At 62.3% G+C, this 23,977-nt stretch carries 19 protein-coding genes; 7 read left to right on the forward strand and 12 right to left on the reverse strand.

The features are described 5' to 3' along the window. Positions 1-116 precede the first annotated feature (116 nt). Entirely contained in the window at positions 117-4,385 is a 4,269-nt protein-coding gene (gene eruA / locus BMW89_RS12450; RefSeq protein ID WP_143062752.1) for an NACHT domain-containing antiphage protein EruA, read from the reverse strand. 233 nt (positions 4,386-4,618) lie between these two features. Beyond that, positions 4,619-4,930, reverse strand: coding sequence for a 50S ribosomal protein L28 (gene rpmB, locus BMW89_RS12455; RefSeq protein WP_092026606.1), 312 nt, complete (start codon positions 4,928-4,930; stop codon positions 4,619-4,621). 418 nt (positions 4,931-5,348) lie between these two features. On the opposite strand from rpmB, the gene BMW89_RS12460 reads away from it, so the two are divergent. From BMW89_RS12460 to BMW89_RS12485, 5 genes are all read left to right on the forward strand, one after another. Continuing rightward, positions 5,349-6,212 (forward strand): DUF3108 domain-containing protein, encoded by an 864-nt coding sequence (locus BMW89_RS12460; protein WP_092027282.1) that lies wholly within the window; start codon positions 5,349-5,351, stop codon positions 6,210-6,212. 614 nt (positions 6,213-6,826) lie between these two features. Beyond that, positions 6,827-10,249, forward strand: a complete 3,423-nt coding sequence (locus tag BMW89_RS12470) for a helicase-related protein (protein ID WP_092026609.1) — start codon at positions 6,827-6,829, stop codon at positions 10,247-10,249. A 22-nt stretch (positions 10,250-10,271) separates the two neighbouring features. Next, positions 10,272-10,529 (forward strand): RNA-binding S4 domain-containing protein, encoded by a 258-nt coding sequence (locus tag BMW89_RS12475; RefSeq protein ID WP_092026611.1) that lies wholly within the window; start codon positions 10,272-10,274, stop codon positions 10,527-10,529. A 132-nt stretch (positions 10,530-10,661) separates the two neighbouring features. Next, positions 10,662-11,000 (forward strand): ferredoxin FdxA, encoded by a 339-nt coding sequence (gene fdxA, locus BMW89_RS12480; RefSeq protein WP_092026614.1) that lies wholly within the window; start codon positions 10,662-10,664, stop codon positions 10,998-11,000. 350 nt (positions 11,001-11,350) lie between these two features. Next, positions 11,351-12,145, forward strand: coding sequence for a CarD family transcriptional regulator (locus BMW89_RS12485; protein WP_177196006.1), 795 nt, complete (start codon positions 11,351-11,353; stop codon positions 12,143-12,145). Between the two features lie 119 nt (positions 12,146-12,264). Here the strand turns inward: BMW89_RS12485 and BMW89_RS12490 are convergent, their stop codons facing one another. From BMW89_RS12490 to cyoA, 9 genes are all read right to left on the reverse strand, one after another. Then, a complete protein-coding gene (locus BMW89_RS12490) occupies positions 12,265-12,621 on the reverse strand; it encodes a DUF1496 domain-containing protein (protein WP_092026619.1) in 357 nt (118 codons plus the stop codon). A gap of 54 nt (positions 12,622-12,675) precedes the next feature. Continuing rightward, positions 12,676-13,287: a hypothetical protein gene (locus tag BMW89_RS12495; RefSeq protein ID WP_143062753.1), complete on the reverse strand. Its 612-nt coding sequence runs from the start codon at positions 13,285-13,287 to the stop codon at positions 12,676-12,678. 283 nt (positions 13,288-13,570) lie between these two features. Then, on the reverse strand, positions 13,571-14,104 hold the full coding sequence (locus BMW89_RS12500; RefSeq protein ID WP_092026624.1) for a response regulator transcription factor: 534 nt from the start codon (positions 14,102-14,104) through the stop codon (positions 13,571-13,573). Continuing rightward, positions 14,094-15,491 carry an ATP-binding protein gene (locus BMW89_RS12505; RefSeq protein WP_092026627.1) on the reverse strand — a complete coding sequence of 466 codons (1,398 nt, stop codon included), beginning with the start codon at positions 15,489-15,491 and terminating at the stop codon, positions 14,094-14,096. The genes BMW89_RS12500 and BMW89_RS12505 overlap by 11 nt, the downstream gene beginning before the upstream one ends. Then, positions 15,463-16,314: an SURF1 family protein gene (locus tag BMW89_RS12510; protein ID WP_092026630.1), complete on the reverse strand. Its 852-nt coding sequence runs from the start codon at positions 16,312-16,314 to the stop codon at positions 15,463-15,465. The genes BMW89_RS12505 and BMW89_RS12510 overlap by 29 nt, the downstream gene beginning before the upstream one ends. After that, a complete protein-coding gene (gene cyoD / locus BMW89_RS12515; protein WP_092026632.1) occupies positions 16,311-16,691 on the reverse strand; it encodes a cytochrome o ubiquinol oxidase subunit IV in 381 nt (126 codons plus the stop codon). The genes BMW89_RS12510 and cyoD overlap by 4 nt, the downstream gene beginning before the upstream one ends. After that, positions 16,688-17,317 (reverse strand): cytochrome o ubiquinol oxidase subunit III, encoded by a 630-nt coding sequence (gene cyoC, locus BMW89_RS12520; RefSeq protein ID WP_092026635.1) that lies wholly within the window; start codon positions 17,315-17,317, stop codon positions 16,688-16,690. The genes cyoD and cyoC overlap by 4 nt, the downstream gene beginning before the upstream one ends. Further along, the gene (gene cyoB, locus BMW89_RS12525; RefSeq protein ID WP_092026638.1) at positions 17,318-19,315 is read right to left on the reverse strand and encodes a cytochrome o ubiquinol oxidase subunit I; all 1,998 of its coding nucleotides are present in this window, start codon (positions 19,313-19,315) and stop codon (positions 17,318-17,320) included. An 11-nt stretch (positions 19,316-19,326) separates the two neighbouring features. Beyond that, on the reverse strand, positions 19,327-20,487 hold the full coding sequence (gene cyoA, locus BMW89_RS12530; protein ID WP_092026641.1) for a ubiquinol oxidase subunit II: 1,161 nt from the start codon (positions 20,485-20,487) through the stop codon (positions 19,327-19,329). 181 nt (positions 20,488-20,668) lie between these two features. Here cyoA and BMW89_RS12535 point away from each other — a divergent pair, with 181 nt between their 5' ends. Beyond that, complete coding sequence (locus tag BMW89_RS12535) at positions 20,669-21,997, forward strand: MFS transporter (protein ID WP_092026644.1); 1,329 nt, start codon at positions 20,669-20,671, stop codon at positions 21,995-21,997. Between the two features lie 69 nt (positions 21,998-22,066). Further along, positions 22,067-22,462, forward strand: coding sequence for a c-type cytochrome (locus BMW89_RS12540; protein ID WP_092026647.1), 396 nt, complete (start codon positions 22,067-22,069; stop codon positions 22,460-22,462). Between the two features lie 10 nt (positions 22,463-22,472). On the opposite strand, the gene BMW89_RS12545 is transcribed toward BMW89_RS12540, so the two are convergent. Beyond that, entirely contained in the window at positions 22,473-23,963 is a 1,491-nt protein-coding gene (locus tag BMW89_RS12545) for a M48 family metalloprotease (RefSeq protein ID WP_143062762.1), read from the reverse strand. Between the last annotated feature and the right edge of the window lie 14 nt (positions 23,964-23,977).

The raw sequence follows: 23,977 nt of genomic DNA on the forward strand, positions 1-23,977 counted from the left end.
AGAGGGCGGGATCTCAGCGCGTAAGTCGACCACCGAACTGATATCGCCTAGCCTCCGAAGCGGCTTGTTTTTCTCGCGCTCTTAGTTTCTGCGTCACCTTCTGCCGCGTTTTGACGTCACTGCTTCAAGGTCTTCAGCCTCGCGCGCGCAGGCCCCTTCTTGCCCCGTTTCTTCAGATCTGCTTTTGAAGGTGTTGCGGCTGGCGCCTTTTTGGCCCCCAGCGTGCGTGAACCCGGTTTCGCGATCGCTTTGATTGTTGCCAGCTTCCTTCTCTTGTTTTGCTTCTTGGCTCGCTTCTTCGCGGCCGTTTTTGCGGATTTGGCCCCAACTGGTACGGACACATCGAGCACGGCGACACGCAACTTCGATCGACGTTGTCCACTAATAAGGTTCTCTAGCCGTTGCTTCAACTCCTCTGGGGATCGCGGTGGCGGGGTTCCTAAGAGGCGCGGTATTCTTCCCTTACGATTGGTGCCGTACCAAAAAATCGCATAAATGCCGTATCCGCTTGCGTCGGGATCTCTGGTGTAAAATCGATCCAGCTGATCGTTGTGTGCTGTCCACAAGTCTGGATGTGTATCGCGCTTTAGTTCAAGAATCACCTTAAGACCCGGAAGTCCGATTACAATGTCGGATCGTTTATCCGCAACCATATGGCCTTCAGGTTCTACGGAGATCTTGAGCGGGTATAATCGATGTCGAATCAGTTCTAGCAAGACGTCGCGAGCGCTTTCCTCGCTCTTCTGAACGGTAACGTGACCATGGCTGTCTTCGTTCCAGAATTGCTTAAAGCCATCGCTATTAGCTGTGCCGAAGCGAGATCCAATCTCTTGCATGTGCTCGATCACTAGAGCCAACAGATCTTCTATATTTGCAGGCGCCTCATTCGAAATTGCCGCGATCGCTTCGGCCCAAGTGGGTTGGCGATAGTTCATCTCGCGGGAACGAGATCGTTGATTAGCCAGAGCGTGCTTGATGTCGTCGAGATATGTCGACAAATCGGGATGCGATGCCAACTTGAACAAAAAGTCGCTTCCGGCCCCGCTTGCGTCAGCTGAGAGTGCGGCTAGAAGATTGCGAACTAGCTCTGCGGCGTCCCAAGCGTTTCTATCGCCCGACCATCCACCCCTCGGGTGATATGTATTTGGAAAGTGCTTCGCAATAAGCTGGACGAAAATATAGAGCTGTCGCGGTTCTATCGGACTGGTCTGACGGGGGTTATTGTTGCTTCTACCATAGCTCGACAATGCCTGAATATCCCATGTCACCTCTGGAGAGGCATTGGCGATCTCAATCAGCGAATGCTCGAAAGAATTCGGCTCAACAATAAAGCCGGCGACGATCCAAAGACGCTTCTGCTGCTCACCCAGCTTGGATGGCTGATCGCTTAGCACGACTTTTGCGATAGCCGACAACTCTGCTGAAGTCTCGCTCGCGAGGGCATTCTGAAGGAATTGCTCCAGCTTTTGACGAGGAGAATTTGGAAATTCGTTCGCGAGTTCGAGCGCGATAGCGGGTCGATCATCGGCGAAAATTTCGTTATGAAAGAGCTCGCTGATGCCTAGTGAAAAATCGGACTCCTTCCTGAGCGCTTGCTTGGCCATGTTGAGGTAAATCGACTTCGCGGTTTCCCTTCGATCTCGAGCAAACGTGGTGGCCCAGTCATGAACATCGTTTGAGATCGTGTTTGCGGAACTCTTTGATTGTGTGGTCAGTATGCTCTGTAGAGCCATCAGCGATGCGATTGTCTGGGCGGAGAAGCCAAGCAAAGAGGGAGATTCCAGCCAAAGTTCATCCATGCCGGCGAGGTAAGCGTACCAAGCATAGGGATAAGAGTTGTTCTTCTCTGCAGATGAAATCTCTTCAAGCGTTGGCAAAATAGCCTTCTTCAAGAAAGTTTTCATGCCACCGAGAAGCTTTGCTGCGTTTTCGTTGCCTAGCTCGAATTCGAGCCTTTCCCTTGGAGGTTTGGCAGCGTCAACATCTAGGAACAATCCGTAATACACTTGCGCAGCCCAGATCATCCATCCGTTATGCGTTCCGTCCTCAATCTGCGGCAAATCCCTCTTGAATTGCTCAAGGTTTTTAAGCCTTCCCGCGGCTCGCTTCTGCTCCTCCTTGCTGACTCTCGCGGCGTCCTTCTGCCTCCATTGGTTCACCGAACATGTGCAGAGACGAGTGCGGATTTCAATCAATTCAGGCGCGCGGTCGCCCAGGTTATATAATGCCTCGAAAATTTCCACGGTGTTGGCTGAATCGGCAAAACTCCACAAGAGCGCAAGTTCGTAAGTGAACGTCAGTTTGAAGCCGGAAAGCGTGTGCCCCTCAAGTAGCTCGAGCGCCCAGCGTAGCGGCAGATCACTGAAAATGAACGGGAGCCACGCATTTAGACTAGAAGTGAATTCAAACCAATTCGCGCCAACGGCTTGACTTTCGATCGAAGCGTAAAAGATTCCTCTGATCAGGTGTGGGGAATTGACTAGGGCTGCCTTAATCCGCTCGCTCCCTCGACCAGAAATTTGAGGATCGAGTGATTGAAGTAATTTGAGCCATTGCCATAACTGCAGCGAGGTTATTTCCCCTGATCGCTCCTGGATTGTGCGGACCATAAGAATTTCGATAAGGCTTCTTATCTCCCTTGCGTTGCTATCTTTACCTGAATGAGCGGTCTCATTGGAGAAATGACGCGCGAGCGGAGCGTCCGCTAGCGCGTCCAATACGGTCGAGGCGTCTTGTATCGGCAGCGTCTTCGCCAAGTTCCATAGCAATCCGAGTAAGATTTCTTGGTCGCAGTCCGCGATCGATTCCGCGAGCGCAACTATGTCCTTCGGGTGAAAGTGTTCCGTGTAGAGCGTTGATATGATGTCTGCTCGGAGTCGGAGTTCGTCTGAACTATCTCCAAGCTTGCGATAGAAGTTGGCAATCGCTTTGGTCGTCGTACCTCCCAGTCGAGTGGCTGCACTTAGCGCTCGGTGTTTCAACCCATATGGCGAGACGCTGTCTGACAGGAGCGACAAAAGCGCGGACCGGAGCTCCAACAATGGAGGGTTGACGCGTAGTGCGTCGAGGATGAGTGCTTTGAAACCGAACGGTGAGTCTGAGTCCCTCAACGATACGGCCAACGAAGAAGCCATGTCGGGCATGCTTAACGCCGCGAGGGCGGCGCTGGCCCTGCGCTCTTCGCGAAAAAGGGAGTCATTGTAAGGCCGGAACTGGGGATCCTCTTTTGCCAGTCCCTTCAGTGCACTGAGCAATCTTTTGCGGTTCGAGTAGGGGAGGTCAGGCGCGTCACCGTAGATCAGCACGCCAAATGGGTCAGCATCGATCAGTGACGAAGCATGTTCTGGCAATGCATGTACGAGCCAGGCATGTAAGCCCCTTAACTCCGGGGTCGGCACCCCCTCTGTGCCGATCAGTGCTCGAACCCTACTTAGTGGCAACCCAGCCCTGACTTTCTCTGCAAGCCAATGGGCAGCAACGTACTCAGCATTCATTCTGTGAAAGTATTCGACAGTTTCGTTGCCGGAAGCTCGAAAAGCCCGGCGTCCGAGTGCTGCTAACACCAACTCGGGCTTTGAGAACGGGATGGAGCGATAGCTCGGGAATTGAGGGTCGGTTTCGGAATTGAGAAGGCTTATACCGCTAACATCACTTATCAAACGCAGGGCGTATGCGGCGCCCGCTGGCGCTCGAACTTCGTGAACCTCATATTGTCCTTCGCCGTCTCGGCTTCGTCGCGTGTTGTGCTCACGCAGTAGCAAATCGGTAGTCGTCGCAAATAGCTCAGCTTTCGTCTTGGGCCAATGCTTCTTGCGCACCGCCTCAACGAGCATGATTAGATTTTGGGGGTTTAAGAGTAAGTCGGCCAAGTCTCTCGCGGCCGCTTCGGCCAGGAAATCGACTGGATCACTGATGCCGTGCCGCTGGAGTAGAATTTGTTGCTCAGTGCTTGTGAGAGCTTGCAACGACAGCACGACGTGTCCGCCGGACGCAGAAAAGATAGGATGGAAAGCTGCAAGATCGGTTCCTCCGAGCCAATCATGTTCTCGGCAGGCCAGACGGATTTTTCGAGGGCGTGCAGCAATCAGCTTTTGCACAATCAGGTCAATAGTGGCCGAGTCGTTACGGCCAGCTCGTCTTTCATCTAGTGCATCAATGAATAGGATCGCGCCTGGATCAAAGCTCGGAGTGTTCAGAAAAGTCCTAGTTGAATATAGCTTGGTGCCTGCTGTTAGAGCGCTTTGTTCAAACAGATGGGACTTCCCGCTACCAGGGTCACCTACTAGGACGATGTTTGGGAAGCTCTCAAATTCTGAAAAAAGTCTGCCCTTAGGTTCGCTCTCATTTGGTATCGGATCAATCTGACGAACAAAGCGATCGGACATCTGGAGGGCCCTGCGAGCATACCGTGAGATTAAGGGCTAGAGCGCTAGCATTGACAACTCATGGTAGCTTTGCTCCGGGTGAAATCCCCGACTCTCGCGGTCTCTATCAGTCGAACCGGTATCAGATGCCCCCAAACAAAAACGGCCGGATCTTTCGATCCGGCCGCAACAAAACTCTGCTTGGCTAAACCTACGTCACGCGACGCAAGCCTCCGCCCAATTCGAAAATTCGCTTAGCTGGCCTTCTTCGCCGGCGCGGGCGTCGGGCCGACCTTCTTCTGGATGGCGCGCTTGAGATCGAGGGCGCGCGGCGACAGGACGTCGGCCTTGGCCTTGATCAGGAAGGCGTCGAGGCCGCCATTGTGGTCGACGCTCTTCACCGCGTTGGTGGAGACGCGCAGGCGCACGTTGCGCTCGAGGGCTTCGCTGATGAACGTCACGTTGACGAGGTTCGGCAGGAAGCGGCGCTTGGTCTTGATGTTGGAGTGGCTGACCTTGTGGCCGACCTGGGGACCCTTGGCGGTCAGTTCGCAGCGGCGAGACATGGTAGAAATCCTCTTCTGTCCCCCAACGATTTGCGGCCGCCATTCTGGGCGCCACGGGGGCAAATTCTTTCGTCCTTGCAGGGAGCGGGCGGACGTATAGGGGGGAAGCGGCGGGACGTCAAGGTTTTGGGGCGTCTGGGCCGCGGGTTTCGTGCCCCACGACAGGTGTCATCACCCGCCCCAGTGCGCAAGTGCGCACAAGGCGGGGCATGACGGCCGAGAGGGCTGAGAGGTGCGCGCTCCTGACGCGCCCCCCGATCACCAAAACGGCAATGTTTAAAGCCCCTTACCATCACATAAAGGGCGTATTCACCCCCGAAAAGTCCGGTGAGTTCCGTAAGCCCCCGTGCGCGGATACATTGTCTGCCGCGGGTTTTGGCTTAAATAACAACCGTTCGCGCCCCGATTGGACTGTTTCGTGCTCAGATCCACCCCCCATTGGCCCCGGCTGCATTCGGCCGGCCGGCTCGCCTTCGCGGCCCTTTGCGGGCTCGTCGTGGCGTGGAGCGCCGAGCCCGTGGCGGCGCAGGGGAAGCTCGAGGCGCAGTATGAGGCCTCGCTGGCCGGCATTCCGGTCGGCAAGGGCGCCTGGAATATCGATATCGGCGACGATGTGTTCGCAGCCGCGGCCAGCGGCGGCACCTCGGGGCTGCTGAAATCGATCGCCAACGGGTCCGGCACCGGCGCCTCGCAGGGGCGCGTGGTCAACGGCGCGCTGGTCGCGACCGGTTACCAGGCGTCCACCACCACCTCGAAGAAGACCGAAGAGATCCGCATCACCCTCGACAAAGGCAATGTGAAGGATTTTGGCATCGTGCCGGAGCCGCCGGTCGATGCCGACCGCATCGTCGTCACCGACGCGCATCGCCGCGGCGTCTGGGATCCGATGACGGCCTCGCTGTTGCGCGTATCAGGCACCGGCGACCCCGTGACGCCGGAGGCCTGCCATAGCAGCGCAGCCGTGTTCGACGGTCGCATGCGCTACGAGCTCAAGCTCGATTTCAAGCGCATGGAAACGGTGAAGGCCGAGAAGGGCTATAAGGGCCCGGTCGTGGTCTGCTCGCTGTTTTTCGTGCCCGTCGCCGGCTACATCCCCGACCGCCCCGTGATCAAATACCTCGCCGCCCAGCGCAACATCGAGATCGCGTTCGCGCCGGTGGCGGGCACGCGCATCCTGGTCCCGTTCTGGCTGAAGGTGCCGACGCCGCTCGGACCTGCGATGCTGGAAGCCACCAGCTTCATCACCTCAGCCCAGCCGCCACGCGTGGCGAAAACGCAGTAAATCCGGGGCCTCCGACCTAACCCCTCGTGGCCGAACATTGAACCTAACGAATTCAATGACTTGCCTACTGTGCATGGGGTTGTTTTCGGACACATGCGTTTGCGCGCCTCCGACCCGGGAATCCATTTGACTCCTCCCCGATTCTGATTCGACTCCGCGCCGTCCCCAACTTAACGCTTTCCGTCATCAAATCGTCGCTTGTACGGCCGGGCAAAACTCCATCTAGTCGTCCCGAACAAGAGTCCCGCGACATGTTGCGAGAACGGAACAGGACTCACCAGGGAGTCAGCGATTCGGCCGCGATTCGTTCTAGAGTCGTTCCGAAGCTTAAAGCCAACGGGAAAAGCGTCGCAAAGTGAGACAGTTGCGCGGGGTTCGGGGAGGGAGCTGTTCTCCCTCGCCCCGTTCTTACGGGGAGAGGGTTGGGGTGAGGGGCTGCTTCCACGGGTTCGGTGATAGCTGGTTCGCGGAGAGTCCCCCTCAGCCGGCGCTTCGCGCCGACCTCTCCGCGCAAGCGGGGCGAGGTGACTTTCAAGCGCTCCGCGCCCAAGCCCCCAACCCGCCCCAGATAGCACTGACATTCGCCCAAATCGGCACTACCTAATCATCCAGACATGCCCTTTTCCTCCTCCCCCTTCGCTTCCGAGCGGCTCCCTGGCGCTGGCGTCACTGCGGTGCTCGGGCCGACCAACACCGGCAAGACCCATCTCGCCATCGAGCGGATGCTCGCGCATCCCTCAGGCGTGATCGGCCTGCCGCTGCGGCTGCTCGCGCGCGAGGTCTACAACAAGATCGCAGCCAGGGTCGGCAGCGACGCGGTCGCGCTTGTGACCGGCGAGGAGAAGATCAAGCCGAAGAACCCGCGCTATTGGGTATCGACCGTCGAGGCGATGCCGCGCGACCTCGACGTCTCCTTCCTCGCCGTCGACGAGGTCCAGATCGCCTCGGATCTCGAACGCGGCCACGTTTTCACCGACCGCATTCTCAACCGCCGCGGCCGCGACGAGACGCTGCTGCTGGGCGCCGCCACCATGCGCCCGATCATCGAGCGCCTGTTGCCCGGCGTCTCCATGATCACGCGGCCGCGCCTGTCGCAGCTGGAATTCGCCGGCGACCGCAAGATCACCCGCCAGCCGCGGCGTACAGCGATTGTCGCCTTCTCCGCCGACGAGGTCTACGCCATCGCCGAGCTGATCAAGCGCCAGCATGGCGGCGCCGCCGTGGTGCTGGGATCGCTGTCGCCGCGCACGCGCAATGCGCAGGTCGAGATGTTCCAGAACGGCGAGGTCGACTATCTCGTCGCCACCGACGCGGTCGGCATGGGCCTCAATCTCGACGTCGACCACGTCGCCTTTGCCTCCGATCGCAAGTTCGACGGCTACCAGTTCCGCCGCCTGACGCCGTCCGAATTCGCGCAAATCGCCGGCCGCGCGGGGCGGGCCACGCGGAACGGGACCTTCGGAACAACAGGCCGCTGCGCCCCGTTCGAGACCGAGCTCGTCAACGCGCTGCAGAACCACACCTTCGAAAACGTGAAGATGCTGCAATGGCGCAATGCCAAGCTGGATTTTGCTTCCCTCGGCGCGCTCCAGGTGTCCCTGAACCAGTCGCCCGGCCATGAGGCGCTGACGCGGGCGCCCATTGCCGAAGACATGCGCGTGCTCGAGCACGCCGCCCGCGACGCCGAGGTGCGCGATGTCGCACATGGCAAGGACGCCGTGGAGCGCCTCTGGGAGGCCTGCCAGGTCCCGGACTACCGGAAACTGTCGCCGGCGGCCCATGCCGAGCTCGTGACCACGCTGTACGGCTTCCTGATGCAGAAGGGCTGCATCCCCGATTCCTGGTTTGCGGCCCAGATCGACCAGGCCGACCGCACCGACGGCGACATCGATACGCTGTCGGCCCGGATCGCGCAGATTCGCACCTGGACCTTCGTCGCCAACCGCCCGGACTGGCTGAGGGACCCCGAACGCTGGCAGGGGATCGCCCGCGAGGTCGAAAATAAATTGTCTGATGCGCTCCATGAACGCTTGACTGAGCGTTTCGTTGATCGCCGTACCAGTGTATTGATGCGCCGCCTGCGGGAGAACACGAGCTTGAATACGGAAATCGGCAAGACCGGCGAAGTCATCGTCGAAGGCCATGTCATCGGCCGCCTCGATGGCTTCACCTTTGCACCGGATGCGGCGGAAGCCGGCTCCGATGCGAAAGCCTTGCAGGCTGCCGCGCAAGCGGTGCTCGCCGGCGAGATCAACACGCGCGCCGAAAAACTGGGCAATGCGCCGGACGATCAGTTCGTGCTGACCTCGGAAGGCATCATCCGCTGGACCGGCGATGCCGTGGCGCGGCTGTCCGCCGCAGAGGACGCGCTGCATCCGCGCATCCGCATCATCTCGGACGAGCGCCTGACAGGTAGCCCGCACGAGAAGGTGCAGGCGCGCCTCGAGCTCTGGCTCAAGACGCATATCGAAAAGCTGCTCGGGCCGATGTTCGAGCTGTCGAAGGCCGAAGACGTCACGGGCATTGCCCGCGGCATCGGCTATCAGCTGGTCGAGGCGCTCGGCGTGCTGGAGCGCCCGAAGATCGCCAACGAGCTGAAGGATCTCGATCAGCCCTCGCGCGCCGTGTTGCGGAAGTACGGCGTCCGCTTCGGCGCCTATCACATCTATTTCCCCGGCATTTTGAAGCCCGCCGCGCGTGCGCTCGCCGCACTGCTGTGGGCGCTGAAGCAGGACAATGTCGATCTGTCGTCGCTCTCGGGCGCCCAGCATCTGGCATCTTCGGGCCGCACCTCGTTCCCGGTCGACAAGCAGCTGCCGCGCGATGCCTATCGCGTGCTCGGCTACAAGCAGGCCGGCGAGCGTGCCGTCCGCGTCGACATTCTGGAGCGTCTTGCCGATCTGATCCGCCCGGCGCTGGCCTGGCGCGAGAATTCGTCCGGCGAAAAGCCCGCCGGCGCGTTCGACGGCCGCAGCTTTGTGGTGACGCAGGCCATGACCTCGCTCACCGGCTCCGCCGGCGAGGATTTTGCCTCCGTGCTGCGCGCGCTCGGCTATCGCATGGACAAGCGCCCGCCGCTGCCGGTGAAGCCGGTGGCTGTTGTTGCGGAGACACCGGCTGCTGAAGTCAGCGCTGAGGCTCCGGCCGAGACCGTTGCGACCGAGGACGCCGTAGTCTCCGCGGACACCGCGATCGAAGCGGCCGCCGAGCCTGTCACCGTCGAAGATGCGCCCGGCATGGAGCAACACGACGAGCCCGCTCCCGAAGAGCCGGCGCTCGAAGCATCGGTTGAGGCTCCCGTCACGCCGGAAGATGCTCCCGGCATCGCGCCGCCGGCCGAGGAAGCTGCTGCGCCCGCTGAGGCTGCTGCTGAAGCCGTCCCCGCCGAGACTGCTGCAACCGAGACTGCTGCAACCGAAGCTGCTGCATCGGCCGATGCCGCCGCACCGGTTGAGGCTGCCGCTGCGCCCGCTGAACCCGAACTCATCGAGGTCTGGCGTCCCGGCGGCCGTCACGACGAGCGCAAGCCGCGTCACGAACGCCATCGCCACCAGCGTCACAACAATCAGCGTCCGCAGGCCGGTGCTGAAGCAGGTGCTGCGCCCGCCGAAGGCGAGGCCGTGCAAGCCGCCGACGGCGAGAAGCGTGGCGAGCAGCGGCATCGCCGCGGCGGCGGTCATCGCCGGGATGGTGGACGGGACTTCAACAAGCCGCGCGAAGGTGGCGCCGACGCTGCGCCGCGTCCGGAGGCGCGCGACGACAAGAACCGCAGCTTCCAGGGCAGAGATCAAGGCAAGGATCGCGACAATAAGGATCGCAACCGCGACAACAAGAAGTTCGGCGGCGATCGCGACAAGGGCCGCGACAATCGTGGCCGCGACCGCGACAAGGGCGGCCGCGATCGCCAGGGCGGTCCCTCGCTGCGTCCCTACGCCTCGAGCGCCAACCCGCGCGAGCGCGATCGTCCGGTTGATCCCAACTCGCCCTTCGCCAAGCTCGCCGCGCTGAAGGAGCAGCTCGCCGGTCGCAAGGAGTGATCCCACGACCGAGCGGCAGCGCATCGACAAATGGCTGTGGCACGCGCGGGTGGTGAAGGCGCGCACCTCTGCGGCTGAGCTGGTTGAGAAGGGTCACGTCCGCATCAACGGTGAGCGCGAGAAATCGCCAGGCCATGCGATCAAGATCGGCGACGTCATCACCGTCGCGCTCGATCGCACTGTGCGCGTGTTGAAAGTCACTGGCTTCAACGAGCGCCGCGGCGATGCGGCCTCGGCCCGCGTGCTCTACGAGGAGCTCAGCGAAGCAAAGCGCAATTAATTGCGCTTCGAATTCATTTCTTGGTCGATCGAACACATAAAGCCGTCATGATCGGGGTTTCCCGACCTTGCAGCGCTCGGCCATCCGCGCTACGCAAGCCGCGACTTTTAAAAGAGCTTTTCGGAGCGTTGGATGACTTACGTCGTCACTGAAGCCTGCATCAAGTGCAAGTATACCGACTGCGTCGAGGTCTGCCCGGTCGACTGTTTCTACGAGGGCGAGAACATGCTCATCATCCACCCGGACGAGTGCATCGACTGCGGCGTGTGCGAGCCGGAATGCCCCGCCGACGCCATCAAGCCGGACACGGAACCGGGCCTCGAAAAGTGGCTCCAGCTCAACGCCGACTACGCCAAGACCTGGCCGAACATCACCCAGAAGAAAGAATCACCTGCCGACGCGAAGGAATTCGACGGGCAGGAAGGCAAGTTCGAGAAATATTTTTCTCCGAACCCCGGCTCCGGCGACTAAATTCCGGCGCAAACTTAACCCTAATACCTTCGTCAACGCCGAAAACCAGCCCTGAAGACCCCTAAATCATTGATTTTTGCGGGAAATGTGCTATATTGGGCACATTAAGCTGAACCCCCGGTCAGCCCAGTTGGCCCCGTTGGGTTCCCGTGAAACCAAATGTCGAACAGGGGCGTGGCAGTTTCCGCGCGCAGGCTGTGTCACAGAAAACGCGTAAAAAGAGTACTTCAGCGAGGGCTTCCCATAAGGAGGCCAAAAAAGTCGCCACGGCCAGCCGTAGCGCATCCAAGGGTCGGGCCGCTGCCAAGGCGCCGCCGGCTGCAAAGTCCTCGAAGAACAAAAGAAGCGCAATGCCTCACAAGACTGCCAAACCGGCCGCGAAAGCGACCGTTGCCAAGCCCGCTGTTGCCAAGGCTCCCGCTCCCAAGCCCGTTGCTCCGAAGGCTCCTGTTGCCGCCGCCCCTGCCAAGGCCCCCGTTGCTGCTGCCAAGCCGGTCGTGAAGGCTGCTGCTCCCGCGCCGAAGGTCGAGGAAAAGAAGGTCGTGACCCAGCGCCAGGGCTTCAAGGCCAATGAATTCGTCGTCTATCCCGCTCACGGCGTCGGCCAGATCCTGGCGATCGAGGAGCAGGAGATCGCCGGCGCGAAGCTCGAGCTGTTCGTCATCAACTTCATCAAGGACAAGATGACGCTGCGCGTTCCGACCGCGAAGGTCATGAATGTCGGCATGCGCAAGCTGTCCGAGCCCGCGCTGGTGAAGAAGGCGCTGGAGACCCTCAAGGGCCGCGCCCGCGTCAAGCGCACCATGTGGTCGCGTCGCGCCCAGGAATACGAAGCGAAGATCAATTCGGGCGACATCGTCGCGATCGCGGAAGTCGTGCGCGACCTCTATCGCTCGGAGTCGCAGCCCGAGCAGTCCTATAGCGAACGCCAGCTCTATGAAGCGGCGCTCGATCGTCTGTCCCGCGAGATCGCGGTGGTGCAGCACTCGACCGAGACCGAAGCGGTCAAGGAGATCGAGGCCCAGCTCGCCAAGAGCCCGCGCCGCACCGGTGCCAAGTCTGAAGCCGCCGAAGGCGAGGCGGATGCCGAGACCGACGAGACCGATGGTGACGGCGGCGCCACTGTCGCCGACGAGGCCGCGTAAGCGCCTCTCGCGTCGATCGCAACAAATCAAAAGCCCGGCCGTCTGGCCGGGCTTTTTGCTGTCGGCGGATCATCGTCCGATCTCGCGCCGCCCGGCCCGGATCACCGCAAGATGCGGGTTCACTCGCAATAGTGCTTGCCGTTGAAGTCGAAGCATTTGGCGGGGCCGACCATGAGATCCCGGTGATGCACGCGATAGGCCGTCCGGATCCGCGTGTGATGCCGACGGACATAGGGTGCTGGAGCGCTGCATCGATCCGCCAGATCCTTGTCGGTGACGGTCGTCCAGGTGAAGCGTCCGCCGTCGGAGCGACAGATCAGCGCGACTGATTTCTGCACGCACACGAACGCGCCGTCGCTGTAGCTCCTGCTCGCATAGACGCAATTGGGCGTGGTCGGCTCGGCCTCGCCCGGCGCAGTGGTTGCAAGCACCGCGAGGGCGGCCAGCGCGATGGTGAGATTGCGCGAAATCGTCATGGATCGGTGCTCGCTATGGTCGGAATTGCGGGAAGCAGTTTCGAAGATCCAATTCTAGTGCTCGAACGCGTTGCCGACCTGAATCGAGCAGCTCGTATTGCTCACATGGGCTTCCTTGATCTCGAGCGCCGCGCCATTGATCAGCGAGCGCCCCCGCGCGATTGCGGTGCCGTTCTCGCGGCCGAGCACCACGCTGGTGGTGCAGCCGGAGAAATCCGCATTGAACTCGATCCGCACCAGGCGAACGCCGCCGGCAAACTGCGTCGTCACGATCAGGGACCGGCCGCTCACGCGGGCCTGCTGACCTCCGGGCCCGTCCGATCCGACACTGCTTGCTTGGCCCGTTTTCGGCCTGCGTGCGCCGCCTCCGTAAACCGTGCGGCGTGCGAACACGCGCCCCTCCGTCGAAACATAGGCACTGAGCGTTTGCGAAAAACTCTTCGGTACAAACTCTCCCATGCCGCCGAGGCGTTGAAGCCGTTCCTCGGTCCATCCCGCCGTCACCGACTTGCCGCGAAGCTGCGGCGCGGCGCTCTGCGCCAGGGCGGGAGACATGCTTGCGGCGAGAAGAAGCAGACACCATTGCGTGCGCGCCCGAAACATCTGAACCTCCGAAAAAAATGGCAGGTAAAAACAACTGGCGTCTGTGCGTATGCGCACAGACATGCAATCACGGCAGCAAGGCGCAATTCGCCTCCAGGATGTATCGATCCAACGCTGTCTACTGACGAGATCATCGATGATCGCAAATGCGCGGTCAAGATCGAGGAGAGGTGCGAAGCCGGTGCAGCAATCGCGCTGTCGTCCCGGGGCGCGCGAAGCGCGAGCCTGGGGACCCATAACCCCAGGGAGAGGTTACGGGGCGAGCAGGTAACCACGGGTCAAATGACTTTCTGTGGCTGGGTCCGGATCGGCGCTCCGCTTCGCCGCGCTTGTCCGGGATGCCGGCTCATTTTACCGGCCGCTTCTCGAGCTTCCTTGCCAGCGTCCGCCGGTGCATCCCCAATCGCCGCGCCGCTTCCGAGATATTGAAATCCGTCTCGATCAAGGTCTGGTGGATGCGCTCCCATTCCAGCGTCTTGATCGAGGTCGGCCGGGCATCGAGTGCGACTTCGGTGTTGCCTTCGGCCTTGTTGAAGGCGGCTTCGATGTCGTCGGTGTTCGACGGCTTTGCCAGATAGTGGCAGGCGCCCAGCTTGATCGCCTCGACGGCGGTGGAGATGCTGGCAAAGCCGGTCAGCACCACGATCAGCATGTCAGGATCGTGCGTGTGCAGGAGCTCGACGCAGGCAAGGCCTGAGGCGCCGCCGAGCTTGAGGTCGACCACGGCATGGCTGAAGGAGCGCTCCTCCAGCGCCTTGCGCACGTCTTCGATTGAGGCGGCCAGCACGACATCGTAGCCGCGGCGCTCGAATGAGCGTTTTAGCGTGCGCGCAAAACCTTCATCGTCCTCGACGACGACGAGCGACCGGTCAGGCGTCAAAGCTGCCTCCGATCGCGAGCGTTGCGAGCGGCAGCGTCAGGCGGACGGTGGCGCCGCGCTTCCTGTGGTTCTCGGCGGTGACGCTGCCACCGAGCTTGCGCACGACGTTCACCACCAGGAACAGGCCGAGCCCACCACCGGCGCGGCCCTTGCTTGACTGATAGGGTTTTCCGAGCTGCGTCAGCATCTCCGGCGCAAAGCCGGGGCCGCGGTCGCTGATCGCCAGCACGAGATTGTCGCCCTCGCGCTCGGCCACAAGCTCGACCCACTCGCGCGAGACCTCATAGGCGTTGTCGAGCACGTTGAAGATCACCTGCTTCAGCGCGATGTCGGAGACGATCGCGACGTCCTCGCCAAAAGTGTTGATGAAATAGAGCGTGCGGGCCGAGCGTGCGTCGCGCCACTCCTCTACCAGCGCCGTCACGAAAGCCGTCACCGTGGTCGGCGACGAGCCTTCGCCGCGCGCTTCGCCGGCCGACACCAGGATGCCTGTGACGATGGTCTTGCAGCGCTGGAGCGAGGTCTCCATTTCCGAAAGATCTTCGGCGAGCTCCTGGTCGGCGGCGAGATCCGGCATGCGGCGCCAGTCGCTGAGGATGACCGAGAGCGAGGCCAGCGGGGTGCCGAGCTCATGTGCCGCGCCGGAGGCGAGCAGGCCCATGCGCACGATGTGATCCTGCTCGGCCGCATGTTGGCGCAGCGCCGCCAGATGCGCGTCGCGCTCGCGCAAATTCCTGTTGATGCGGGTCACGAACACGACAAGCAGAACAGCGTTGAGCGCGAAGCCCAGGAGCATGCCGGCGACGGTGAGCGTATAGGTCTCGCTGAGCGGGTTCGGCGGCAGGTCGAGCGGCCGGTAGGCCAGCGTCAGCCAGATAAAGCAGGCGCAGGTCAGCGCCACCAGGGACCAGGTCGAGCGGGCGTCGAGCAGCACGGCGGCGAGCGTCACCTGGAGCAGGAATAGCGAGGTGAAGGGATTGGTGGCGCCGCCGCTGAGATACAGCTGCGCGGTCAGCGCGGCGACGTCGAGCATCAGCGCGACCAGCAGCTCGTTGCTGGAGACGGCGGCGCGATGGCGTACCCAGATCAGGCTGGAGAAATTGAGCAGCACCAGCGCGCCGATCACCGCGCCCATCCGCTCCAGGGGCAGAGGGATCCCGAGCCAGAAATGCACGCCGCCGATGGTCACGATCTGGCCGACCACGGCGGTCCAGCGCAGCTGGATCAGCAGCGCCATGTTCTTGCGGTTGGTCTCGTCGTCGGTGGGCGCAGCGCCGATCAGCTCGCTGCGCGCGTCCGCCTGCGATTGCAGCGTGACGGCCAGCTCGCCAAGCGGTCGGGGAGGCGTTCTTCCGTCGTCAGGCCTGTTCGACGATCGTTCCAGCATCTGATCCCGTCCTGCGGGCGGCATCGCCGTCCGGTTCGTGGACGAAGCGCCTGTGGCGGAACAGCCCGCCGCAGAATGTGACGAAAAGCCTACCGGCCAGCATGAACGCCAGCGCAAACCACGTCAGCGCGTAGATCAGGTGGTTATTGGGAAAGCGGACCACGGTCAATCCGCCGATTGGCCCTTGGTTGGGGCCTTGGGCGGTTTGTGATCCGGCTTCAGCATCGACGAAGAAGGGCGCGACATTGTCGAGGCCGCGCGCCGCGGCGATCGCGGCGACATCCCGCGAATACCACCGGTTGTGCTGGGGCACGTTGTTGCGGAGGAATCCGCCTTTCGGCTCGGTGACGCGAAGGAGGCCGTCGATCTCGACCCGGCCATCCGGATTACCGCCCTGGCGCGTCGATGCGTCGCGCCGCTCGGAAGGCACGAAGCCGCGGTTGACGAGGACCAGCGTGCCGTCGTCGCGCTTGAGCGGCGTCAGCACCCAATAGCCGCCGCCTTCCTCGGTGACGGCCTGAACCAGCGTCTCGCGGTCATGCAGGAAACGGCCGCTGACACTGACGTGCCTGTACTCGTCATTCGCAGTGGAGATCGTGGGCCATGAATCGGGCGAGGGCGCCGGCTGGGCGGGCGCATGGACGCGCTGCTCGACGCGGTCGATCAGCGCCAGCTTCCAGGCGCGGCGCTCGATCTGCCAGACGCCGAGCGCAATCAGAACGGAAAAGACCGTGAGCGAGAGGACCGTGAGCCACAGGCGCGGACGCGCAGCCTTGCGGCGCGCGTCCTTTGCGTTGCTCGTCACGGTCCGGATCTCGCTCACTTCATTCCCGTCATCTCGTGCATCGGCATCATGTTGCTGTTGAGATGGTTCATCACCCACAGCGAACCGGACAGCGCAATCACCACCATGACGATGGTGAAGATCAGCGCCATCATGCTCCAGCCGTTCTCGGACTTGGGGCTCATGTGCAGGAAGTAGATCATGTGCACGACGATCTGCACGACAGCGAAGGCCATGATGACCAGCGCGGTGATCTGCTTGCTCGGCAGCGCGCCGCTCATCACCAGCCAGAACGGGATCGCGGTCAGCACGACCGAGAGCGCGAAGCCGAGCATGTAGGTCGAGAAGGTGCCGTGGGCGTGGCCGTCGTCGTGGTGATGGTCGTCCGCGTGGGCAGCGTGGGTATCGGTGTTCATCGCAGAACTCCCAGGAGATAGACGAAGGTGAAGACGCCGATCCAGACCACGTCGAGGAAGTGCCAGAACATCGACAGGCACATCAGGCGGCGGCGGTTGGCTTCGATCAGGCCGAACTTCCAGACCTGCACCATCAGCGTCACCAGCCAGATCAGGCCGCAGGAGACGTGCAGGCCGTGGGTGCCGACCAGGGTGAAGAAGGCCGACAGGAAGGCGCTGCGCTGCGGCGTCGCGCCTTCATAGATCATGTGGGTGAACTCGGAGAGCTCGATGCCGATGAAGGCGAGGCCGAACAGGCCGGTGATCGCCAGCCACATCTGCGTCTGGGCGGTCTTGTTCTGCTGCATCGTCAGCATCGCAAAACCGTAAGTGATCGACGACAGCAGCAGCATCGAGGTGTTCACCGCGACCAACGGCAGCTCGAACAGGTCCTTTGGCGCGGGCCCGGCGGCGTAGTTGGCGCCGAGCACGCCGAAGGCGGCGAACAGCATCGCAAAGATGAGACAGTCGCTCATCAGATAGATCCAGAAGCCGAGCGAGGTGCTGTAGCCTTCCGGATGCGGGTGTTCGTCGGCGAGATAGAAGACCGGCTCGCCGGTCTGCGAGGGATTGACAGCGACAGTCATTTACTTGGCTCCGGCGAGCAGTTTGGTGCGCGCGTCCTCGGCCCGGATGACGTCGTCGGCCGGAATGTCGAAGTCGCGGTGATAGTTGAAGGTGTGACCGATGCCGACAGCGAGCATCGCGATGAAGCTCACGGCGGCCAGCCACCAGATGTACCAGATCAGGCCGAAACCCATCGCAGTGGCGAGGCCGGCGAGGATCACGCCGGTGCCGGTGCTGCTGGGCATGTGGATCGGCTTGAACCCGGTGAGCGGACGATGGTAGCCGCGCTTCTTCATGTCCCACCACGCGTCATTGTCGTGAACGACGGGGGTGAAGGCGAAGTTGTAGTCCGGCGGCGGCGAGGAGGTCGCCCATTCCAGCGTGCGCGCATCCCAGGGATCGCCGGTGACGTCCTTGAGCTGCTCGCGCTTGAGGAAAGAGACAGCGAACTGCATCAGCATGCTGAGGATGCCGAGGAAGACGAGGCCGGCGCCGATCGCGGCGATGACGAACCAGATCTGGAGCGAGGGATCGTCGAACACGCGGAGGCGGCGGGTCACGCCCATCAGGCCGAGCACATAGAGCGGCATGAAGGCGAGGTAGAAGCCGGTGACCCAGAACCAGAACGACAGCTTGCCCCAGAACGGATCGAGCTTGAAGCCGAACGCCTTCGGGAACCAGTAGTTGATGCCGGCGAATGCGCCGAACACCACGCCGCCGATGATCACGTTGTGGAAGTGCGCGATCAGGAACAGGCTGTTGTGCAGGACGAAATCGGCCGGCGGCACCGCGAGCAGCACGCCGGTCATGCCGCCGAGCACGAAGGTCAGCATGAAGGCGATCGTCCACAGCATCGGCAGCTCGAAGCGGATCCGGCCGCGATACATCGTGAACAGCCAGTTGAACATCTTCGCGCCCGTCGGGATCGAGATGATCATCGTGGTGATGCCGAAGAACGAGTTGACGCTGGCGCCCGAACCCATCGTGAAGAAGTGGTGCAGCCAGACCAGGTACGACAGGATGGTGATGACGACAGTGGCGTAGACCATCGAGGTGTAGCCGAACAGCCGCTTGCCGGAGAAGGTCGAGGTCACTTCCGAGAAGATGCCGAAGGCGGGGAGAACCAGGATGTAGACCTCGGGATGGCCCCAGATCCAGATCAGGTTCACGTACATCATCGGGCTGCCGCCGAAATCGTTCGTGAAGAAGTTGGTGCCGACATAGCGATCGAGCGTGAGCAGCGCGAGCACGACGGTCAGGACGGGGAAGGAGGCCACGATCAGGATGTTGGTGCAGAGCGCGGTCCAGGTGAACACCGGCATCTTCATCATGGTCATGCCGGGGCACCGCAGCTTGACGATGGTGCAGATCAAATTGATGCCGGATAAGGTCGTTCCGACGCCCGCGACCTGCAGCCCCCAGATGTAATAGTCGACGCCGACGTCAGGACTGTAGCCGATGTTCGACAGCGGCGGATAAGCCAGCCAGCCGGTGCGGGCGAATTCGCCGATGAACAGCGAGGCCATCACCAGCACCGCGCCGCCGACCGTCATCCAGAAGCTGAAATTGTTCAGGAACGGGAACGACACGTCGCGTGCGCCGATCTGGAGCGGCACGACGAAATTCATCAGGCCGGTGACCAGGGGCATCGCCACGAAGAAGATCATGATCACGCCGTGGGCGGTGAAGACCTGGTCGTAGTGATGGGAAGGGAGGAAGCCTTCGGAGCCGCCGAACGCGAGCGCCTGTTGCGCGCGCATCATGAGCGCGTCGGCGAAGCCGCGCAGCAGCATCACGATGCCGAGGATCATGTACATGATGCCGATGCGCTTGTGGTCGACGCTGGTGAACCACTCGCGCCAGAGATAACCCCAGAGGCGGAAATAGGTCAGGCCGCCGAGCAACGCGGCGCCGCCGAGCGCGACCATGACGAAGGTGCCGACGAGGATCGGCTCGTGCAGAGGCAGCGAATCGATGCTGAGACGGCCGAAGATGAGCTTGAGAAGATCAGGAGACATGCGGGATCTCTTTAGGAGTCTGACTTCGGACGTAGTCCGAGGAAGAAGGACGAGGACTTCAGCGGCGCAAAGGTCGGCCGCTTCAGGCCAGCGCCGAGCAGCGGCGCGGTGTCGACCGGCGCCGTAATGGAGGCGGTGGTCTTGCCCTGCGGCGCATCCGGCGTGCAGGTACCGGCGACGAAGGTCGGCTCCGGCCCAAATACAGTGCCGCGGCGGGCGTACTTGTCGTAGGCCAGCGGCAGCGTGTTGTTCAGGCCCTCATGGCCGTTGCCGCCCTTGGCGTCGATCGCCATCATCTCGCTCTGGCACATCTTGCCGGTCTCGACGCACATGTTGAGGATCAGGCGGTAGAGATCGGAATCGATCGTGCCGTAGCGGTGGACCGGCTCGTTCTGGCTGGGCTTTTCGAGCTGGAGATATTCGGCGCGGCCGAGCGAGCCGCCCGCCGATTTGGCGCTGGCGATCCAGGCGTCAAAGCCCTTGTCGTCGAGGCCCTGGAAGTTGAAGTGCATGCCGGAGAAGCCGGCGCCGCTGTAGTTCGCCGAGAAGCCTCGGTAGGTGCCGGTGTGGTTCACCACGGCGTGGAGCTTGGTCTCCATGCCCGGCATCGCGTAAATCTGGCCGGCGAGCGCGGGGATGTAGAACGAGTTCATCACCGAGGACGCCGTGATGCGGAAGTTGATCGGACGATCGACCGGAGCGGCCAGATCATTGACGGTGGCGATGCCGTAGTCCGGATAGATAAAGAGCCACTTCCAGTCGAGCGCGACGACGTCGACCTCGAGCGGAGCCTTGGACTGATCCACGGCGTGCTCCGCCTTGATGCGGCCGAGCGTGCGATAGGGGTCGAGCAGATGCGTGCCCATCCAGGTCAGCGCGCCCAGGCAGATGATGATCAGCAGCGGCGCCGACCAGATCACCAGTTCGAGGCTGGTCGAGTGATCCCATTCCGGCTCGTAGCGGGCCGAAATGTTCGACTGGCGGTAGCGCCAGGCGAACAGCACCGTCAGCGCCATCACGGGGACGACGATCAGGAGCATCAGGACGGTGGAGATGATGACGAGGTCGCGCTGTTGAGCCGCGATATCGCCGGCCGGCGCCAGCACGACGTAGTTGCAGCCGCTGAGCGCAACTGCCAGGGGTAGCAGCGCCAGGATCTTGAGACGGGACACGGGGCCGAGCCTTTGAAATGAGTTTCTTTTGCGAGGCCAAGGGGTAGCTGCGGCGCAGCAATCCGGACATTGGACAATTTGTCCAATGTTGCAGTGCGGAATGTTGCGCCAGACAGTCCGGATTGCCTGGCGCCCCGCCGGGCGGTCGGCTTTGGTTTACAGGACGTTAAGGGCGCAACGCATGGCGACGGCACAGACCCCCGCAATGGCAGACATCCACTCGGGCGAGCACGGCCACGACCAGGCCAGTCCCGGCGAGATCGCCATCGGCGTCATCATCGGCCGCACCTCGGAATTCTTCGACTTTTTCGTCTACGCGATCGCCTCGGTGATCGTGTTCCCGCGCCTGGTGTTCCCGTTCACGAGCGAACTGACCGGTACCCTCTATTCCTTCATGATCTTCTCGCTGGCCTTCGTGGCCCGGCCGATCGGCACCGTCATTTTCATGACGGTCGACCGGGAATACGGCAAGACGGCCAAGCTGGTCTCGGCGCTGTTCCTGCTTGGCACCGCGACCGTGGCGCTCGCCTTCCTGCCCGGCTATTCCGAGATCGGCGTTGCGGCGATCTGGCTGCTGGCGCTGGCGCGTATCGCGCAGGGTCTGGCCTGGGGTGGTGCCTGGGACGGCATGGCCTCGCTGCTGGCGCTGAACGCGCCGCCCTCGCAGCGCGGCTGGTACGCGATGGTGCCGCAGCTCGGCGCCCCGCTCGGCTTGATCGTGGCAAGCGCGCTGTTCGCCTATTTCGCCGGCAATTTGTCGGCTGACGATTTCTTCGACTGGGGCTGGCGCTATCCGTTCTTCGTCGCGTTTGCCATCAACGTCGTGGCGCTGTTCGCCCGCCTGCGCATGGTGACGACGGAAGAGTATGCCTCGCTGTTCGAGACCCGCGAATTGCAGCCCTCGCGCATCTCCGAGACGGTCGCGCGCGAAGGCCAGAACATCATGCTCGGCGCGTTCGCGCCGCTGGCGAGCTTTGCTCTGTTCCACATGGTGACGGTGTTTCCGCTGTCCTGGGTGTTCCTGTTCACCCGCGAAAGCCCGGTGCGCTTTTTGATCATCGAGATGGTCGCCGCCGTGTTCGGCGTCGGCGCCATCGTGCTCTCCGGCATCATCGCCGACCGCGTCGGCCGCAAGTCGCTGCTGATGGGATCGGCGATCGCGATTGCGATCTACAGTGGCTTTGCCCCGCAACTGCTCGATGCCGGCGCGTTCGGTGAGACCATCTACATGGTGATCGGCTTCATTCTGCTGGGTCTCTCCTTCGGCCAGTCCTCGGGCGCGATCGCCTCGAACTTCAAGCAGGCCTACCGCTACACGGCCTCGGCGCTGACCTCTGACATGGCCTGGCTGTTCGGCGCCGGCTTTGCGCCGCTGGTGGCGCTGCTGCTCGCGACCAATCTCGGCGTTATCGCCTCAGGTGCGTATCTGCTGTCCGGCGCGTTCTGGACGCTGCTTGCGCTCTGGCTCAGCGGCCAGCGTGAGGCCGGCGATATGGATGCGGGCGCTTAAGCGTCCCCCGGACGGGAATAAAACTCAGGACCGACGATCCTGTTTGCGGTGACGCAAGCAGGAGATCCCATGAAATTCCGGTCCAATTCCGTCCACCAGCAAAGCTTTGCAAGTCTGGCCTTTGCCGCCATCGCGATTGTTTGCTCGACCGGGCTTGCCCACGCCACCGGCAACGTCGCGCGCGGCCAGACGCTCTACAAGGGCTGCGCAGATTGCCATTCGATCAACGAGAATGCCGTCGGCCCGATGCACAAGGGCGTCGTCGGCCGCAAGGCGGGTAGCGTTCCCGGCTACGACTACTCGCCCGATCTGAAGAGCTCAGGGATCGTCTGGACCGAGGACAATCTCGACAAATGGCTGGCCGGACCGCAGGCCATGGTTGCAGAAACCAAGATGTTTTTCGATGTGCCCGACGCGCAGGATCGCGCGGATATCATCGCGTATTTGAAGGAAAGGGCGCGGTAGTCAACGCGCCTCAATCCGCCACCACCTTCACACGATCCCGCACCTTCACTTGCGCGGTGCGATCGAGCCCGTTCAGCACGCGAAAGCGCTCGGCGGGATGATCGACACCGGCCATGCGGTGCGAGAGTGATTCCACGGTGTCCCCGGGCTGCACGGTGATGACCTTGATGCGCAGCGGACGCGCGGCCTGGATCTCGTCCAGCGTCAGGCGGCGGAATGAATTGACGGTCTCGCGCGCGTTGCGCTCGCTCTCGGTCGACTTCTGCCGTGCCGCGAAGATGAAGCGGTAGACGTCGCTGCCGAAGCGCAGCGCATAGACCTTGAACGACCACTGGTCGCCCTTGGCGGTGGCGGACGCGGCCGGGAAACCGTTGATGGTGATGTCCTCGGTGGACGCCTTCTCGACGCCTTCCATCCAGCCGGAATTGAGGTAATCGCCGAGCGACTGTTCGGCCGGCACCCGCACGACGTCGAAGCGCATCGCCTGCGAGCCGCCGTCGCGCACGCCGATCACCGCCTGCGCGGTGTTGTCGAGCGTGAAATTATCCGGCGCCTGGAAGGTGAAGCCGAGTTTTGGATGCAGGAAACGCCGGCCGCGGACAAAGCCTTCGCTCGGGTCTTCGCCGTAGACGAGGTTGTCGATCGCGGCGAGATAGGTCTCGCGGTCGCGCTCGCCACCTTCGGGAGCGACGTATTGCCGTGCGATGGTCTGTGCGTTCTGCACGCGCTCGGGCGTTGCCGGATGCGACGAGGTGAAATCCTGCGCGCGCGGATCGAGCGAGGTCTTGCCGGCCTTCAGCTCGGCATTGCGCTCCATTGCGGAAAGGAAGCGTGCGGCACCATAAGGGTCGAAATGTGCCTTGGCGGAAATTCCGACGCCGATGCCGTCAGCCTCGAACTCCTGGTTGCGCGAAAAGCTCGCCATGGTGAGCTTGGTCTTGGCGAGCGCGAGCGCGGTAAGGTCTGGATCGTTGCTCATGTCGGTGACGACGCGGGTGACGATCGCGGCCTGACGCGCCTGGTCCTCACGCATCGCGGCGTGCTTGGACAGCACATGCGCCATCTCGTGGCTGAGCACGGAGGACAATTCCGACGTATCGCTGGCAAGCGCAAGAAGTCCGCGCGTGACATAGAGCTGGCCGTTCGGCAGCGCGAAGGCGTTCACCGCGCCGGAATTGAGGATGGTGACCCGGTAGCCCTGGTCGGGGCGGTCGGACGCCGCGACCAGCCGGTCCACGGTCTTGGTCACCAATGATTCGAGCCGGGGGTCGTCGTAGGTGCCGCCATAGCTCGCCAGGATGCGCTCGTGCTCCTTTTCGGTGGCGGGCGTCTGCGCGACGGCGGGCTTCGGTTTGGGGAGGGCGACGGTCGTCGGAACTGCTGCGGTCTGGAACCGGCCCATGTCGCCGCAACCGGCGAGAGCGGTGCCGAGCAGAAGGCATAGCGCGGCCGGCGCTGCCCGCAGGCGGCGGCCTTCACCTCGTCCGTGCCGTTCTAGCACCCCATTCACGTCGC

The sequence above is a fragment of the Bradyrhizobium sp. OK095 genome (assembly GCF_900109945.1).
Lineage (GTDB): Bacteria > Pseudomonadota > Alphaproteobacteria > Rhizobiales > Xanthobacteraceae > Bradyrhizobium.